This is a genomic window from Agrobacterium sp. SUL3, assembly GCF_001263295.1.
Lineage (GTDB): Bacteria > Pseudomonadota > Alphaproteobacteria > Rhizobiales > Rhizobiaceae > Agrobacterium > Agrobacterium tomkonis.
Map to the genome: position 1 here is coordinate 25,894 of NZ_KQ414518.1, position 15,069 is coordinate 40,962.

Sequence of the window (15,069 nt, forward strand, 5' to 3'; positions counted from 1 at the left end):
CCGCCTTATCTGTGTTCGATCGTGTAGAAGCCGACGTTTATGCTCCCCTCGGCAAAGCCTGCCTCGCAATAGCAAAGGTAATACTCCCAAAGCCGCCGAAAGCGGTCATCGAAGCCGAGCAGGGAAATCGTCTGCCACCGCGCATGAAAACGCTGGCGCCATTCGGCGAGCGTGAGCGCGTAGGACTGGCCGAAAAGTTCCTTGTCGGTGAGCTTCAGGCCGGTTTTGCCGACCGCCTTTTCGAGCGCGGCATCTGAGGGCAGAAAGCCGCCGGGAAAGACGTATTTCTGGATGAAATCCGCCTTACGCCGATATGTATCGAAGCGGCTTTCTTCAATCGAAATGATCTGCAGCACCGCGCTGCCGTCCGGTTTCAGGCATCTTTTCAGCGTTTCGAAATAGCTCGGCCAATAGGCCTCGCCGACTGCTTCGAACATTTCGACGGAGACAATCCTGTCGAATTGGCCGTTCAGGTCGCGGTAATCCTGCAGCCTCAGATCGATGCGGTCTGTACTGTCCGCTTTTTCCGCTGCATTTTTTGCCCATTTTAACTGGGAGGGGGAGAGAGTGATGCCGGTGACGTTGGCTTTGGCCTGCGTGGCAAGGTGAATGGCGAGTGCGCCCCAGCCACAGCCGATCTCCAATATGTTTTCGCCGCCACTCAATCGCAGTTTATCGACGATACGGTCCAGTTTTTTCAGTTGGGCGGCCTCGAGCGTAGACGCCGTGTCATCGAAAATCGCCGACGAATACAGCATCGAGGGATCAAGCCACTGCCGGTAAAACTCGTTGCCGAGATCATAATGCGCTTCGATATTGCGGCGGCTGCCGCGTCTGGTATTGGCATTCAACCCGTGCGCAGTGCGGTTGAGAAGGCGCATCGGCAGGCTGCCGCGCATTGACCTTGCGAACGCCTCGCGATTTTGGGCCGCAAAGCGGATCAGCGCCGTCAGATCTGGTGTGGTCCAGTCGCCTTCGACGAAACCCTCGGCAAAGCCGATGTCGCCGTTCAGCAGCATCCGCCGGATCGCGCGCCAGCTATGCAGGACAAGGATTGCCTCGCTGCCATTCGTTGCGCCGGATTTTTCAATGAAGCCGCCGCCGGGAAGAGTGATGTGTAATCTTCCCCTGTCGATATTGCTCAACAGCCGGTTGATGAGCCACATGCCTGGGCTGATGCGGTCGTTCAGGCGCGTATTCTTCGCCGATAATTCCGTGAGATTGTCAAACGGGGTCATGAATTTTGGCCTCGATTTGCGACGATGAAGGATGACGGAAGGAGACTGGACCGGCAGGCGGCAGCGGCCGTTTTCTGAGCTGCACGCCTTTCAGCCAAATTTTCAAGGCCTCCCAATGAATGCCCAGAACGACCTTGAGCGTCAGGAGGGGAATGGCGAAGAAAGCTTTCAGAAGCGCACCGTCCGTCAATTCGACACGCCGGGCCAGATGTCGGGCGGTCAGGACCAGGCCGTCATTGTCGAAAGTATCGATGACGATTTTCAGCCTGTCGCCGGGCGGGGCGACGCGGAAAACATAGTGGAGATCCATGTCCATGAATGGAGAGACATAAAAGGCCTTGTCGCATCGCTGGACGATCTCGGTCGATTTGCCGGCTTCCACCGGGATCAGGTATGAGTGTCTCTCGCCAAACGTGTTGTCCACCTCCCAGAGGATAGCTTTGAGCGACAAGTCGCGCCCGTAGCAGAAGAAGACACTGAGTGGGTTGAAGGCCCAGCCGAGCACGCGCGGCATGGTGAGCAGACGTATCGGCCCTCCGTCCACTGCCATGCCTGCCGCGGTCATGGCTGCCTCGATCTGCTGGCGCAGCCCGATGGCGCTGCGGTTGCCGCGGTCCCTGGTGTGAAACGAGAACAGGTTGAACCGGTCTACGGAGAAAAATCGCAATTTCCGGTCGAGCACGTTCAACTCATCAAGGTCGAGGAGCAGCGAATAAATCCGGTAGGCGAGCTTATGGGTTTTCGGCTTGAAGCGCGCATGCGTTACATGGCCGGGAAAAAGCGCCGAGGTGAGGGGAGACGTCATGCCATCGCCTCCATTATTTCCGTGTCTGTCGCAATCGTCGCCAAATCCAGGCGGATAATCCGGCCGTTGTCGTCAGCAACCTTCCATGGACGGGATACGCCGCCAAGATCTTCGGCGACGGCAAGGCCGGCCTGAAGACCATCTTCATGAAAACCGGATCCGAAATAAGCGCCGCAGAACCAGGTGTTTCGCAGACCCTGCAAGGCCCATAGCTCCTGACGCATCTGTTCGGTGCCAGCGTCAAAAACCGGATGGTGATAGGTTTCCTCGGCGATGATTTTTCCTTGATCCGGTTCCCGCGCCGGGTTCAGCGTTACGAAAATGTCCGGGATTTCGCCCAGCGGCTGAAGCCTGTTCATCCAGTAGGTAATGCTCGGCAGGCTTGTTTTAATGCGCGTGTCGGCCACATAGTTCCAGCTTGACCAGGCAGCGCGGCGGCGCGGCATGAAACGGCTGTCGGTGTGAAGCACGGCGCGGTTTTGGGTGTAGGAAAAAGCGCCGAGAATGCGCCGTTCGGCGCGTGTTGCATCCGCGAGCATGTCGAGCGCCTGATCCGCATGGGTTGCTATTACCACGTCATCGAAGCGCACGGCTTTGCCGTCCGCGGTGGTGATTTCGACGCCGCCCGGCAGGCGGTGGATGCGCTTCACCGGCGTCGAGAGGAGAATTCGGTCCGCAAACGGTGCCGTGATGCGTTTCACATATTCGCGCGAGCCACCGACGACTGTGCGCCAGACCGGCCGATTGCGCAGCAACAGCAGGCCGTGATTGCGGCAGAATTTGATGAAATGCGCCGCCGGATAACGGCCGACCTCCATGGCCGGCGTGGACCAGATGGCCGCAGCCATGGGGTAAAGATGATCGTCGCGGAACGCTGAACCATACCTGTTGCGGGAGAGATATTCGTCGAGAGACAGATCGCCCATCAAATGCAGGTCGCGTGGGGCGTTGCGGTAAAAGCGCAAAACGTCCGCAAGCATCGCCCAGAAACGTGGCCTCAGGATGTTGGACTTCTGGGCCAGCAGGCCAGGGCCGGTTCCGCCGGAATATTCGAAGCCGCCATCATCCAGAGAAACGGCGAAAGACATGTTCGAAGCCGCGGTCGCCACGCCCAGTTGCTGGAAAAGCGCGGTGAGATTGGGATAGGTCTGCTCGTTATAGACAATGAATCCGGTATCGACATGGACTTGTCCATGGTCCGTGCTGAACGTCACCGTATTGGTGTGGCCGCCGATGCGGTCAGCCGCTTCGAAAACAGTTACATCGTGCCGTTGCGACAAAAGCCAGGCCGCCGACAAACCGGAAATTCCCGTTCCGACGACGGCGATGCGGCGGCTTTGTTGTTTTTTCGCTTCTGTGTCGACCATTTTTCCTCGCTATAGCACTGCCAATCCAGTCTTGGGGACTGCGACATGTACGAGGAGGCCGCCCGATCAGTTTCACCGGCGCATCGATTTTTTGAAATTTTGTCCGGCGCCTGAAACTATTTTGCCGGTCCGCTCGTATTTGCCATCACGAAACCCGACCTCAAACCATTCAAAATGGCGAGCGAATTAGTGATGTTTTTTGTAGTCCTGACGCTTGCCATTCTCATGTCGCTTCTGATGGCGGGCGCTTGGGCGTTGCAGAGAGCAACCGGTTCAAGCGGCTGGATCGACACGGTCTGGGCTGGGAGTGTCGGGCTTGGCGGAATTTTCGCTGTTGTTTTCGCCGGCGGAGACGGCTGGCGGCGCGGTGCTACACTTTTCCTGGTCGTTGTCTGGTCCCTGCGGCTTGCCGGCCATATCGGCATGCGCACGCAAGGAGGCGGGGAAGATCCCCGCTATGCAAAGCTTATGAAGCAATGGGGGAGCGCTGCCGCCCTGCGGCTGTTCATCTTCCTGCAGATACAGGCAATCGCCGCTTCCGTGCTCGTTCTTGCGGTCTATCTTGCGGCAAGCAACACCCATGTGTTTCCGCGTGTGGTTGACGTTATCGCCATGGTGGTTGCCCTTGGCGCGCTGGCAGGCGAAGCGCTCTCCGACGCCCAGCTCTGGAAATTCAGCAAGACCGCAGCGGCAAAAAACAGTGTCTGCGAAACCGGGCTGTGGCGTTATTCCCGCCATCCCAACTATTTTTTCGAATGGCTTTTCTGGTGCGGTTTTCCGCTGCTGGCCATTCAGGGGCAGGCCTTGTCATGGGTATCGCTCGTCGCACCGGCGATGATGTACTGGCTGCTTGTCCATGTCTCAGGCATTCCGCCGCTTGAAGACCATATGCTGCAATCGCGCGGGGAAAAATTCCGCGCCCTTCAACAACGCGTCAACGCCTTTTTTCCGGGGCCACGCAAGAACGAGGACAAGCCATGAACATGCTCGCACTCGCGATCAACGCTGCCGAGCGCGCGCCGCTCAGCGACAGCGTGACGCTCGCCGGAATAGATATGCTCTGCGCACGGACGAAGCGGCGGCTTGCCGCCATTACAGCGGATGCGGAAGAGGCTTTTGCGGCGGATATGGTGAAGTTTCCCGTCGCCAGCCATACCGACGATGCAAACAAACAGCATTATGAAGTGCCAGCGGCATTTTTTGCGCTCGTTCTGGGAGAGCAGCGCAAATATTCCTGCTGTTATTATGACGATGCCACGACGACGCTGGATGAAGCTGAAAATGTTGCTTTGGCCCAGACCTCGGCCCATGCCGGCCTTGAGGACGGCATGGATATTCTGGAACTCGGCTGCGGATGGGGTTCATTATCCCTCCATATGGCCGGCCGTTTCCCAAATGCGCGCATCATGTCAGTCTCGAACTCCGTGTCGCAGCGCGAATATATAATCGCTCGTGCCCGAGAACGGGGGTTTTCAAACCTTTCTGTAGTGACGGCCGATATGAATGATTTCACGACGGGCGATCGATTCGACCGTGTCGTATCGGTGGAAATGTTCGAGCATATGTCGAATTGGCGCGTGTTGTTCGAGCGTGTTCACTCGTGGCTGAAGCCGGACGGCAGGTTTTTCATGCATGTGTTTAACCACCGCGACCGATCCTATCGTTTCGACCACAACAATCCTGCCGACTGGATCGCCCGGCACTTCTTCACCGGCGGCATCATGCCGGCCTTCGACCTTCCCCATCGCTTCAGTCAGCTTTTCGCCGTCGAGCGGGAGTGGCGCTGGTCAGGGTCGCACTATCGTCGGACAGCGCTCGATTGGCTCGAAAATTTCGACGAAAAAATTGACCGTATCCGGCCCATTCTGCAGCAAACCTATGGTGCCGACGCCCGGCTGTGGGAAAGGCGATGGCGATTGTTCTTCCTGGCGACCGCCGGGCTTTTCGGGCATGAGGGCGGTGACGTGTGGGGTGTGGGGCACTACTTTTTTAAGAGGGTTTAGTGTTAGCGCCACCCAATCGGCGTCGGCACGTTATAAAAACCGCGCTCGAAACGTTTGCCAAAACGAATGTTTGCATCCCCGCAATAATGAATAGGCTGGCCGCATCTTTCGTCAGCCGCGCCTGCGACGCGAAGCCTATGGTGATATACTGGCCTATATTAAGGAGCGTCAGGACCAGAAGGCCAAGCCGACGATAAAGAGCAACAGCGACAAGAATGGCTACGTCAAGCATGCCCTACGCCGGGCCGGCGGAAGGACATTATAAGCGATCCAACGGTGATTGCAGAACGAAAGAAGGCGCTGTTGTCACTCGATACTGCCGAATAGCGCATCGATAAATTGTCTCAAAGCGGAAACCGAAGGGGTGTATCTACCACCCGCCCCGATCTGACAAGTCTCCGTGCATTCAGGGCCCCGCAACCAAAGTCCCTCAAATACCACAAAAAAACCCCGCTGCGGACCATTTTACGTTGGTGTCCCTCAATCCTCCGGACTTGGACCATTAGATTCACCGCATCTCGCCTTGCGTGGGGTGTCACCATTTTTGGATCAGCTCAGACGTGGCTTCCGCCACTTGGCGAGTAGATTTTTCATTCTCACGTTTCAGATAAATCAGGATCGCATGGGTCGACGCTCATCACTGATCGTGCCGGCTTAAGCTTTCGGGTGCGAGCCAAAGCATCCGCGAGATCATTTCCCGCTATACCGGAGTGTCCCTTGCACCACTCTATCTCCACGTTCGGATTACGAAGGAGCAAGCTATCCAAACTCCGCCACAGGGCTTCATCCGGTATCTGCCGTTTTCGAACTCGCGAATTGGGGTTGATACGTTTCCAACCATTGGTCCGCCAGATTTTGCGATGGCGGTGGCAACCTTCGACAACATGAACGGAGTCCGTCCAAAGGACGGTTGTCCGGCCAGGAGCGTGAGCATCCAGCCATAAAAGTGCTTTCGTGACTGCCATGACTTCAAAGGAATTATTTGTAAGTCCGATTTCCATCCCACGCGCAGCATGCAGCTGCTGCTCCGTCTCGAAGACGACAAATGCCCAGCTTCCCGATATTCCAACGGGATCGTACGAACCATCCGTGTAGATTGTGAGTGGAGCAGTCATCGAGCTTGTTTTCCCGTGTCAAAACCGCCTGGAAAAATAACAGTGCCTTCGAGGCATTTCTGTAGATGGCGTTTACTATGTCCTCGTCGAATCAAAATCTCCTGTTCTTTGTATCGGGACAGAAAATTCTGGCTTTCGCAGAGTAGGTCGTACCAGATCGGGAGATCTCGAGCGCGGTAACCTTCACTCTACAGTTCCTAGCCTAACTCTTGCACCTATGAATGGCGGAAAAAGGAAATTCCAGCCTTAATGAGAGACATAGCCTCCGCGCTTCACGTCGCGAAGCGCGACGAACACGGCCGCTGCCAGCACAGCAATCATCGCACCCGTAATAATCAGAACCGATCCATGCGCCTGAGTGAAGGCGCTGCGCGCCGCGGTCCGTATCGCCTCAGCCTCTTCTCCACCCAACCGCGCGGCGGCTGTCATCGCTTCACCGATGGACCCACCTGCGTCGGCTGCTGGAGAAAACGAGCGTGAAACTGCGGAGAAATAGATTGAGTTCACGAGCACTCCGAAGAAGGTGATCCCAATGCCGGCGCCAAGTTCGTAGCCGGTGCTTTCCAGAGCACCCGCGGCACCTGCCTTATCCGCTGGCGCGCTTCCCATGATGGCGATGGACGATGCCAAAAGACCAATGCCGAGGCAAAGGCCAAGCATCGCCAGAAGCGCCGCCGTCATCTGCGGCGAAGTGATGAGATCGATGGATGCGAGACCGAACAGCGCTGAGGCGGCTCCCATCATCGAGAGGGTTGCGATCGGCCGAAGACCGAATCTATTCGCAAGGTTGCCACCGAGTGGACCACCCACGGCCGCCGCAATGACGAGTGGCAGCATGAACAGACCGGCATCGAGCGGCGACATGCCGAGCACGTACTGGAGTTCCTGCGCAAGCACCAACTCAAATCCTGCCAATGCGCCGGAGGCGACGAACGCCATCAGCATCCCGGCAGCAATCGCTGGTTTGAGGAAGAGCGACAGATCGAGCATAGGATTGCGGGACGAGACTTGCAGCCTGCCAAACCAGCCGAGCAGAATTATACCCGCAGACAGCGATGCAGCGACCGTACCGTTGATGCCGCCTTTCATCCCGGTCTTGATGCCGTAAACGGTCAAAACCAGACCCGAGACCAGCAATGCCGCCTGTCCGATATTCCAGGCCCCGAGACCGGTGCCAACCTTCCTCGGAACAAGGAACCAGACAAGGGTGATGACGACAGCCAACACCGGAAGATTGACGAGGAAGACCGATCCCCACCAGAAATGCTCGAGCAGGATGCCCCCGACAAGCGGACCGATAGCGGCGCCCGCCATGCCGACGACACTCCACAAACCGAGTGCTCGCGCCCGCTCGCCATCATCCTCGAATGTCGTGCGAATGATGGCAAGGACGCAGGGCATGATCATCGAAGCGCCAACGCCAAGGACGGCGCGGGAACCGATCAGCATCGCCGGCGACGTCGAGAATGCGGCCGCAGCCGATGCGCCGCCAAACACGACAAGTCCGGTCAGAAGCATTCGCCGGTAGCCCATGCGGTCTGCAAGCGTTCCCATCGGCACCAGCAGACCGGCCATGACAAGCGCATAGATGTCGATGATCCAGAGCACCTCGGTGCCGGAAGCACCAAGAGCGATTGTCAGTGAAGGCACTGCAATATGGAGAATGGTGAGGTCGAGGACGACGGGCAGAAAGGCCATCATGACGGCAGAGAGAATAAGCCAACGATTGGCGGAGGACATGCGAGACACCTGCAATACGAATTTTTTATCAGAACGATCGTTTCACTATTGCATTAATACACGATCGTTCGTAAAACAATCAAGTGACAAATTGGAGAATGACGTGGGTCGTATTCGCAGGATTCAGAAAGATGACATCTTGGATGCCGCCGAGCGCGTGGTGTTAAAGCTCGGCGCCGCCGGACTTTCAATCGATGCCGTCGCCCAGGAGGCGGGTGTCAGCAAGTCGACCGTCGTTTACGATCACAAGTCGAAGAGCGCATTGCTTGAGGCTCTGATCGACCGCCGTATATCGCAGGAACTGGAGCGGCAGGCAAAATCGGTCGAAGATGCTGCCGATACCCCTCATCCAGAGCTTTTCGGGCGGATCAAGCTCGCCGAACGTGTTGTGGATGATACCGAACGCGCGGTTGCCATGGCGATCAGCGCCTCCGTTTCCTCCGAGGAGAAGCTCCAGCAGCAGATGCGTGACTGGACGTTGGCAGACCTCAAGGCCATGGGCGAGGGTGCCCGTCCCGAAGCGGCCCTGATGGCTTACCTTGCCCTCTCGGGCTTCTATTTCACCGAACTTTTCGGTTTCCACCAGTGGAGCCAGAATGATCAAGCCAGAATTCTCGAAGGTGTGCGAACGATCTACACGTCCTATCCCGAGAAGTAATCATCGCCCATAGGGCCCAATAACAGCCGATCCAAGGAAGAAATATGTACCGCTGCAGCCAACTGCCGCGCCTGAAGGCGTGCCTTATTGCAACCTCGATTCTCATGCTGGCGGCGACGACTGCCCTTGCGCAGGAAGGCGGGGAGATGCCGCCCGCCGCCGTCGGTGTCATCGATCTCAAGGCGCATGCGATCCCGGTTATCAGTGAGCTTCCGGGCCGTGTGGCCGCCACCCGGATATCGGAAGTGCGTGCCCGCGTTTCCGGTATCTTGCAGGAGCGCGTTTTCGAACAGGGCGCGCTCGTGAAGGAGGGTGACGTCCTTTATCGGATCGATCCCCGTCTCTTCAAAGTCCGCGTTTCCAGCGCGCAGGCAACTCTTCGCCGCGCAGAAGCCACGCGCGACAACGCCAAGGTCCAGCTGGAACGGCAGAGGATGCTGCGGGAGCGCAATGTTGCCAGCGGTATCGACTATGACACCGCGGCCGTCAATCTTGCTCAGGCCGAGGCCGATGTGGCACTTCAGCAGGCTTCTCTCGAAGAGGCAAAGATCAATCTCGAATATACCGAGGTTCGTGCTCCGATCACAGGCATCATCGGCGGCGCGCTCGTCACCGAAGGCGCGCTTGTTACCGCGGACGGCACATCGAATCTTGCGTTGATTCAGCAGATTAATCCTGTCTATGCCGACTTTACCCAGTCCGCGCAGGATCTTCTGGCGCTACGCCGCGCCGTTACTGACGGCAAGCTGGCAAGCCCCGCTCCCGGACAGGCAAGCGTAGAGCTGGTTTTTGATGGCGGTGATGTCTACGGCGGGAAAGGCAAGCTGCTGTTTTCCAGCGCCAACGTGGATTCAACGACCGGCCAGGTGACATTGCGTGCCGAGTTTCCGAACCCGAATGGCGATCTTTTGCCCGGCATGTATGTGCGCGTGCGCATCGAACAGGCCGTCCGTCAGGACTCAATCACCATTCCTCAGCGTTCCGTGCTGAGAACCCAGGACGGCAAGGCGCAGGTCTACGTTGTCGAGGCTGACGACACTGCAAAGCTCCGGGATGTCCAGCTAGGACAGGCGCTTGGCCAGGAGTGGGTGGTCGAAAGCGGCCTTAAGGAGGGCGAGAAGGTCGTGGTCGATGGTGTGCAGAAGGTTCAGCCGGACACCAAGGTTGCCTCTGAATCCTAGTCGGCGGACGAACACAAGCAATCTGGCGGCGTAATTCCCGCCACCTCGGGAAATTCAAGGTAATACAATGGCACAGTTCTTTATCAGCAGGCCGATCCTTGCCTGGGTCTTCGCCCTGTTCATTTCCATAGCGGGCATCATCGCCTTGCCCTTTCTGCCGATTGCGCAATACCCCAAGGTTGCGCCGCCGCAGCTCACCATTTCCACCTCCTATCCCGGTGCCTCACCGCAGGAAATCTATCAGGGTGTGACGCGGCTGATCGAGGAGGAACTGAACGGCGTCGCCAACATGATGTATTTCGAATCGACTTCGGACACATCAGGCGCTGTCAGCATCAATGCCACCTTCGAGGCCGGCACCAACATCGATCAGGCATCGGTCAACGTGCAGAACGCTATCCGGCGCGTGGAGTCTCGTCTTCCGTCTGCGGTCACCTCGCAGGGTGTCAACGTTGAAGAAGCAGCATCGGGCTTCCTGATGATGATCACGCTGACCTCCACCGACGGTCGCATGGACGAAGTCGCACTTGGCGATTATCTGAACCGAAACGTTCTTGGTGAAATCCGCCGTCTTGATGGTGTCGGTCGCGCCCAGATGTTCGCGGCTCAGCGCGCCATGCGCGTCTGGATCGACCCGGACAAGATGGTCGGCCTGAATCTGACGGCAGCAGACATCAATGCCGCCATCACCGCCCAGAACGCCCAGGTTGCTGCCGGCCAGATTGGCGCTGCCCCAAACCCGGTATCGCAGGATCTGACCGCCACGGTTCTCGTACAGGGCCAGCTTTCTGACCCCAGGGCGTTCGGCGAAATTATCCTGCGCGCAAACCCCGATGGCAGCGCAGTCCTTCTGAAGGATGTCGCCAGGATCGAACTTGGCGCTGAGAATTACAACTTCACCAGCCGCCTGAACGGGCAACCGAGCGCGGCAGTTGGTATTCAGCTTTCCTCGACGGGGAACGCGGTAGCGACTTCGAACGCCGTAAAGTCGAAGATGGACGAGCTGTCGCAGTTTTTCCCCCAAGGGGTTGAATACGCCACGCCATACGACACCAGCCCGTTCGTGTCAGCCTCCATCGAGAAGGTGCTGAGCACGCTGATCGAAGCCGTCGTACTCGTCTTCGTCGTGATGTTCGTGTTCCTGCAGAATTTCCGCTACACCGTCATCCCGACTCTGGTCGTTCCCGTTGCGCTGTTAGGCACATGCGCCATCATGTTCGCGACCGGCTTCTCCATCAACGTGCTGACCATGTTTGCCATGGTTCTCGCCATCGGTATTCTAGTCGATGACGCCATCGTAGTGGTTGAAAACGTTGAACGTATCATGGCTGAGGAAGGCCTCTCACCCAAGGCCGCAACCCGCAAGGCGATGGGGCAGATTACAGGCGCGATCCTCGGGATCACCCTTGTCCTCGCATGTGTGTTCATCCCGATGGCTTTCTTCCCGGGTTCGACCGGCATCATCTATCGCCAGTTTTCGCTGACGATGGTCGTATCGATCGGCTTTTCCGCTTTTCTGGCGCTGTCGCTTACCCCAGCGCTCTGCGCGACATTCCTCAAGCCAATTGCCAAGGGGCATCATGAAAAAAAGGGGTTGGCAGGCTGGTTCAACCGCAATTTCGATGGCCTGACAAACCGCTACGTCAAGGTGACCAACGGCATGGCAAAGCGTGCCGGCCGGATGATGGTGATCTACCTCGCCCTCGTCGTTGGTCTTGGCTACCTGTTCATCAATCTCCCCTCGGCATTCGTGCCCGCGGAAGACCAGGGAACTTTGCTGGTCGACATTCAGGGGCCGCCGGAAGCCAGCGCCAATCGCACGCAGGCGTCGGTCAGGCAGATCGAAGAAATCCTGAAAGCGGAATCCGGCGTCAAGGATGTCATTGCGATCCAGGGCTTCAGCTTTTCCGGTAGCGGCGCCAACGCCGCGCTGATGTTCGTCACTCTCAAGGACTGGAGTGAACGCGATACGGACAACTCGGCGCAGGCCATTGCAGACCGCGTGAACATATCCCTGTTTGGCCTTAAGGATGCGACCAGCTTTGCGCTTTCCCCTCCGGCTATCGAAGGTTTCGGTGCCACGGGCGGTTTCGCATTCCGCCTTCAGGACCGCAATGGTGTTGGTCAGGCCGCTCTGTCTGCTGCGGGAGCCGAATTGATGCAGAAGGCTGGGCAAAGTCCGGTGCTGACCGGCATGCGTGTGGAAGGCCTTCCGGATGCGGCGCAGGTTCTGCTGGTGATCGATCGCGAAAAGGCGAACACGTTCGGTGTGACCTTCTCCGACATCAACAACACGATCACCGCCAACCTTGGATCGTCCTATATCAACGACTTTCCAAATGCCGGCCGCATGCAGCGTGTCATCGTGCAGGCCAAGGACCAGAGCCGTCTTCAGGTCGAAGATTTGCTCAAGCTGAATGTCCGCAATGCCAGCGGCGGAATGGTTCCGCTGTCGTCCTTTGCAATTGCGCAGTGGCAGAAAGGTTCGCCACAGATCGTTGGTTACAACGGCTATCCGACGATACGCATCTCGGGTGAACCTGCTCCCGGCAACTCATCGGGTGCGGCCATCGCCGAGATGGAACGTCTGGCGGGCGAAATGCCCGAGGGCATCGGCTTCGAGTGGACGGGTCAGTCGCTGGAGGAAATCAAATCCGGTTCACAGGCGCCCTTCCTGTTCGGCATCAGCCTTCTCTTCGTCTTCCTGCTTCTCGCAGGTCTCTACGAAAGCTGGTCCATCCCGTTCTCGGTCATGCTCGTGGTGCCGCTCGGTGTCATCGGTTGCGTGCTTGCGGTCATGCTCGCCGGAATGCCGAATGACATCTATTTCAAGGTGGGCCTGATCGCGATCATCGGCCTGTCGGCAAAGAACGCGATCCTCATCATCGAATTTGCCAAGGACAATTACGCCGAGGGCAAGCCGTTGCTGGAATCAGCGATCGAGGCCGCAAAGCTTCGCTTCCGCCCGATCATCATGACCTCGCTCGCATTCACGCTCGGCGTCGTACCGTTGGCAATCGCTTCCGGTGCCAGTGCCGCCAGCCAGAATGCCATCGGCACGGCCGTTCTCGGCGGCATGATTTCGGCGACAATCCTTGGTGTGTTCTTTGTCCCGGCCTTCTTCGTCTTCGTGCTGAAACTGTTCAGGACGAAGCGGCCGGAGGCGGACGATGCAGCCGCGAGTTCCGAGATTGTGCCAATCACTCACGGTTCGAGCACATAACCTCAATCGCAGTTCGGGGTGTATCTTCCTCTGCACCGCAAGGCTCCACCCCTTTTCCCAAGGCGGTGGAGCCACTGTTCCAATCCAGTACCTGGTGATCGGGCGCGCATCCCGCCCGGGTGGTAATCTAGGGTGCCACTTCCGCCGAAAACGCCGATTTGATGAGTGTTTCGGTATATTCAGCGGCTGGCCTGTTGAATATGGCGTCCGTTTCGCCCTCTTCCACAATCGTCCCGTTTCTCATGACGATGACGTAGTCCGAAATGGCCTTGATGACAGAAAGGTCGTGGCTGATGAAGATGTAGGAAAGGCTGTGCGCCTTCTGCAAATCACGTAGCAGGTCGATAACCTGTCCTTGAACGGACCGGTCCAGCGCGGATGTAGGTTCATCGAGAATGACGACATCAGGCTTGAGGATGATCGCACGGGCAATTGCGATACGCTGGCGTTGCCCGCCTGAAAACTCGTGCGGGTAGCGGTTGCGGGTGGCTGGGTCGAGACCGACTTCTTTCAGTGCTTCGATTGCCCTTTTGTCCCGCTCCGCGCGGCTCAAGCGTTGCTCATGCACGAACAGACCTTCAGTGATTATCTCTCCCACCGTCTGTCTTGGCGAAAGCGAACCATAGGGATCCTGAAACACAAGCTGCAAATGCCGCCGCAATGGCCGCATTGCCTTTCGGTCAAGGTCACTGATGTCCGTCTCGCCAAAGAAAATGCGGCCCTTGGAATGGGCAAGGCGCAGAAGCGCGCGTCCGAGGGTGGACTTGCCTGATCCGGACTCACCAACGATGCCGATGGTTTGTCCTTGGCGAAGGCTTAGATTGACGTCGTCGACAGCCCGAAACTTGCTCGACTTCGACAGGAAGCCACCCGGAATTTTATAATCGACCGTCACGTTCCGCCCGGAGAGAACGACAGGCGCCTCTTTGCCGACTGGCAACTTGTGCCCGCTGGGTTCTGCATCGAGAAGCATCCGGGTGTAGTCAGCCTGCGGGCGATCGAAGATATCTTCCGTCGTGCCGGATTCGACGATTTCCCCGCGGCGCATAACCGCGACGCGATCGGCGAAATGGCGCACAACACCGAGATCATGCGTTATCAGGACGACGGCCATGCCGAAGCGTTTCTGCAATGATTTCAGAAGATCGAGGATCTGTGCCTGGATCGTCACGTCAAGCGCAGTGGTCGGTTCATCCGCAATCAAAATGTCCGGCTCGTTTGCGAGAGCCATGGCAATCATGGCGCGCTGGCGCTGACCACCGGAAAGTTCATGCGGGTAGCTGTCTATACGCCGCTCCGGGTCAGGAATTCCTACAAGCTTCAGGAGCTCGAGAACGCGGGCACGCGCCTCCTTTTTGCTGCCACCCCTGTGGTGAACGATCGGTTCGGCGATTTGCGCGCCGATCCTGTAGAGAGGATCAAGCGAGGTCATCGGCTCCTGGAAAATCATGGTGATTTTCGCACCTCGGATATTGTTCAGCTCGCTGACCGGCAGGCCGATCAACTCGCGTCCACGATATTTTGCCGAACCCTCGATAATGCCGTTGGATGCAAGCAGCCCCATGATGCCCATCATGGTCTGGCTTTTGCCGGAACCGGATTCTCCGACGACGGCAAGCGTTTCCCCCTGTTTGACGTCGAGATCGATGCCCTTGACGGCACTCACCGTGCCGTCAGGCGTGGTGAAGTCGACCTTGAGATTGCGGACGGTGAGGATGGTTTCAGATGTCGTATTCATG

Annotated in this window: 11 protein-coding genes and 1 pseudogene; 6 read left to right on the top strand and 6 right to left on the bottom strand. The window is 57.7% G+C overall.

Features of this window, described 5'->3' with window-relative positions:
* Positions 1-5 precede the first annotated feature (5 nt).
* Genes AKG12_RS24980 through AKG12_RS24990 form a run of 3 tightly spaced genes read right to left on the bottom strand, consistent with a single transcriptional unit; the run spans position 6 to position 3,410 of the window.
* Entirely contained in the window at positions 6-1,238 is a 1,233-nt protein-coding gene (locus AKG12_RS24980; protein WP_052820868.1) for an SAM-dependent methyltransferase, read from the bottom strand.
* A complete protein-coding gene (locus AKG12_RS24985; protein WP_052820869.1) occupies positions 1,225-2,043 on the bottom strand; it encodes a DUF1365 domain-containing protein in 819 nt (272 codons plus the stop codon). Before AKG12_RS24985 ends, AKG12_RS24980 begins: the two co-directional genes overlap by 14 nt.
* Positions 2,040-3,410: an NAD(P)/FAD-dependent oxidoreductase gene (locus AKG12_RS24990; protein ID WP_052820870.1), complete on the bottom strand. Its 1,371-nt coding sequence runs from the start codon at positions 3,408-3,410 to the stop codon at positions 2,040-2,042. The genes AKG12_RS24985 and AKG12_RS24990 overlap by 4 nt, the downstream gene beginning before the upstream one ends.
* Before the next feature lie 192 nt (positions 3,411-3,602).
* On the opposite strand from AKG12_RS24990, the gene AKG12_RS24995 reads away from it, so the two are divergent.
* The 3 genes and pseudogenes from AKG12_RS24995 to AKG12_RS31120 form a co-directional block, all read left to right on the top strand.
* A complete protein-coding gene (locus tag AKG12_RS24995) occupies positions 3,603-4,391 on the top strand; it encodes a DUF1295 domain-containing protein (protein WP_052820871.1) in 789 nt (262 codons plus the stop codon).
* Positions 4,388-5,413, top strand: a complete 1,026-nt coding sequence (locus AKG12_RS25000) for an SAM-dependent methyltransferase (RefSeq protein ID WP_052820872.1) — start codon at positions 4,388-4,390, stop codon at positions 5,411-5,413. Before AKG12_RS24995 ends, AKG12_RS25000 begins: the two co-directional genes overlap by 4 nt.
* Positions 5,414-5,552: 139 nt before the next feature.
* A pseudogene (locus AKG12_RS31120) lies at positions 5,553-5,740 on the top strand (ISNCY family transposase); the annotation flags it as partial.
* 269 nt (positions 5,741-6,009) lie between these two features.
* Here the strand turns inward: AKG12_RS31120 and AKG12_RS25010 are convergent.
* Both AKG12_RS25010 and AKG12_RS25015 read right to left on the bottom strand, forming a co-directional pair.
* Entirely contained in the window at positions 6,010-6,528 is a 519-nt protein-coding gene (locus AKG12_RS25010) for a ribonuclease H family protein (RefSeq protein ID WP_052820874.1), read from the bottom strand.
* A gap of 246 nt (positions 6,529-6,774) precedes the next feature.
* Positions 6,775-8,268: an MFS transporter gene (locus AKG12_RS25015; protein ID WP_052820875.1), complete on the bottom strand. Its 1,494-nt coding sequence runs from the start codon at positions 8,266-8,268 to the stop codon at positions 6,775-6,777.
* Between the two features lie 103 nt (positions 8,269-8,371).
* Here AKG12_RS25015 and AKG12_RS25020 point away from each other — a divergent pair, with 103 nt between their 5' ends.
* From AKG12_RS25020 to AKG12_RS25030, 3 genes are all read left to right on the top strand, one after another.
* Positions 8,372-8,926, top strand: a complete 555-nt coding sequence (locus AKG12_RS25020; protein WP_046801941.1) for a TetR/AcrR family transcriptional regulator — start codon at positions 8,372-8,374, stop codon at positions 8,924-8,926.
* A gap of 104 nt (positions 8,927-9,030) precedes the next feature.
* On the top strand, positions 9,031-10,107 hold the full coding sequence (locus AKG12_RS25025; protein WP_052820904.1) for an efflux RND transporter periplasmic adaptor subunit: 1,077 nt from the start codon (positions 9,031-9,033) through the stop codon (positions 10,105-10,107).
* Between the two features lie 67 nt (positions 10,108-10,174).
* Complete coding sequence (locus AKG12_RS25030; RefSeq protein WP_052820876.1) at positions 10,175-13,330, top strand: multidrug efflux RND transporter permease subunit; 3,156 nt, start codon at positions 10,175-10,177, stop codon at positions 13,328-13,330.
* Positions 13,331-13,457: 127 nt separating this feature from the next.
* Here the strand turns inward: AKG12_RS25030 and AKG12_RS25035 are convergent, their stop codons facing one another.
* Positions 13,458-15,068, bottom strand: a complete 1,611-nt coding sequence (locus AKG12_RS25035) for an ABC transporter ATP-binding protein (protein ID WP_052820877.1) — start codon at positions 15,066-15,068, stop codon at positions 13,458-13,460.
* Between the last annotated feature and the right edge of the window lies 1 nt (position 15,069).

Excerpts from the sequence above, each read along its gene's own strand:
- AKG12_RS24980 (WP_052820868.1), bottom strand. The coding sequence starts at position 1,238 with ATGACCCCGTTTGACAATCTCACGGAATTATCGGCGAAGAATACGCGC.
- AKG12_RS24985 (WP_052820869.1), bottom strand. The coding sequence starts at position 2,043 with ATGACGTCTCCCCTCACCTCGGCGCTTTTTCCCGGCCATGTAACGCAT.
- AKG12_RS24990 (WP_052820870.1), bottom strand. The coding sequence starts at position 3,410 with ATGGTCGACACAGAAGCGAAAAAACAACAAAGCCGCCGCATCGCCGTC.
- AKG12_RS24995 (WP_052820871.1), top strand. The coding sequence starts at position 3,603 with ATGTTTTTTGTAGTCCTGACGCTTGCCATTCTCATGTCGCTTCTGATG.
- AKG12_RS25000 (WP_052820872.1), top strand. The coding sequence starts at position 4,388 with ATGAACATGCTCGCACTCGCGATCAACGCTGCCGAGCGCGCGCCGCTC.
- AKG12_RS25010 (WP_052820874.1), bottom strand. The coding sequence starts at position 6,528 with ATGACTGCTCCACTCACAATCTACACGGATGGTTCGTACGATCCCGTT.
- AKG12_RS25015 (WP_052820875.1), bottom strand. The coding sequence starts at position 8,268 with ATGTCCTCCGCCAATCGTTGGCTTATTCTCTCTGCCGTCATGATGGCC.
- AKG12_RS25025 (WP_052820904.1), top strand. The coding sequence starts at position 9,031 with ATGCTGGCGGCGACGACTGCCCTTGCGCAGGAAGGCGGGGAGATGCCG.
- AKG12_RS25030 (WP_052820876.1), top strand. The coding sequence starts at position 10,175 with ATGGCACAGTTCTTTATCAGCAGGCCGATCCTTGCCTGGGTCTTCGCC.
- AKG12_RS25035 (WP_052820877.1), bottom strand. The coding sequence starts at position 15,068 with ATGAATACGACATCTGAAACCATCCTCACCGTCCGCAATCTCAAGGTC.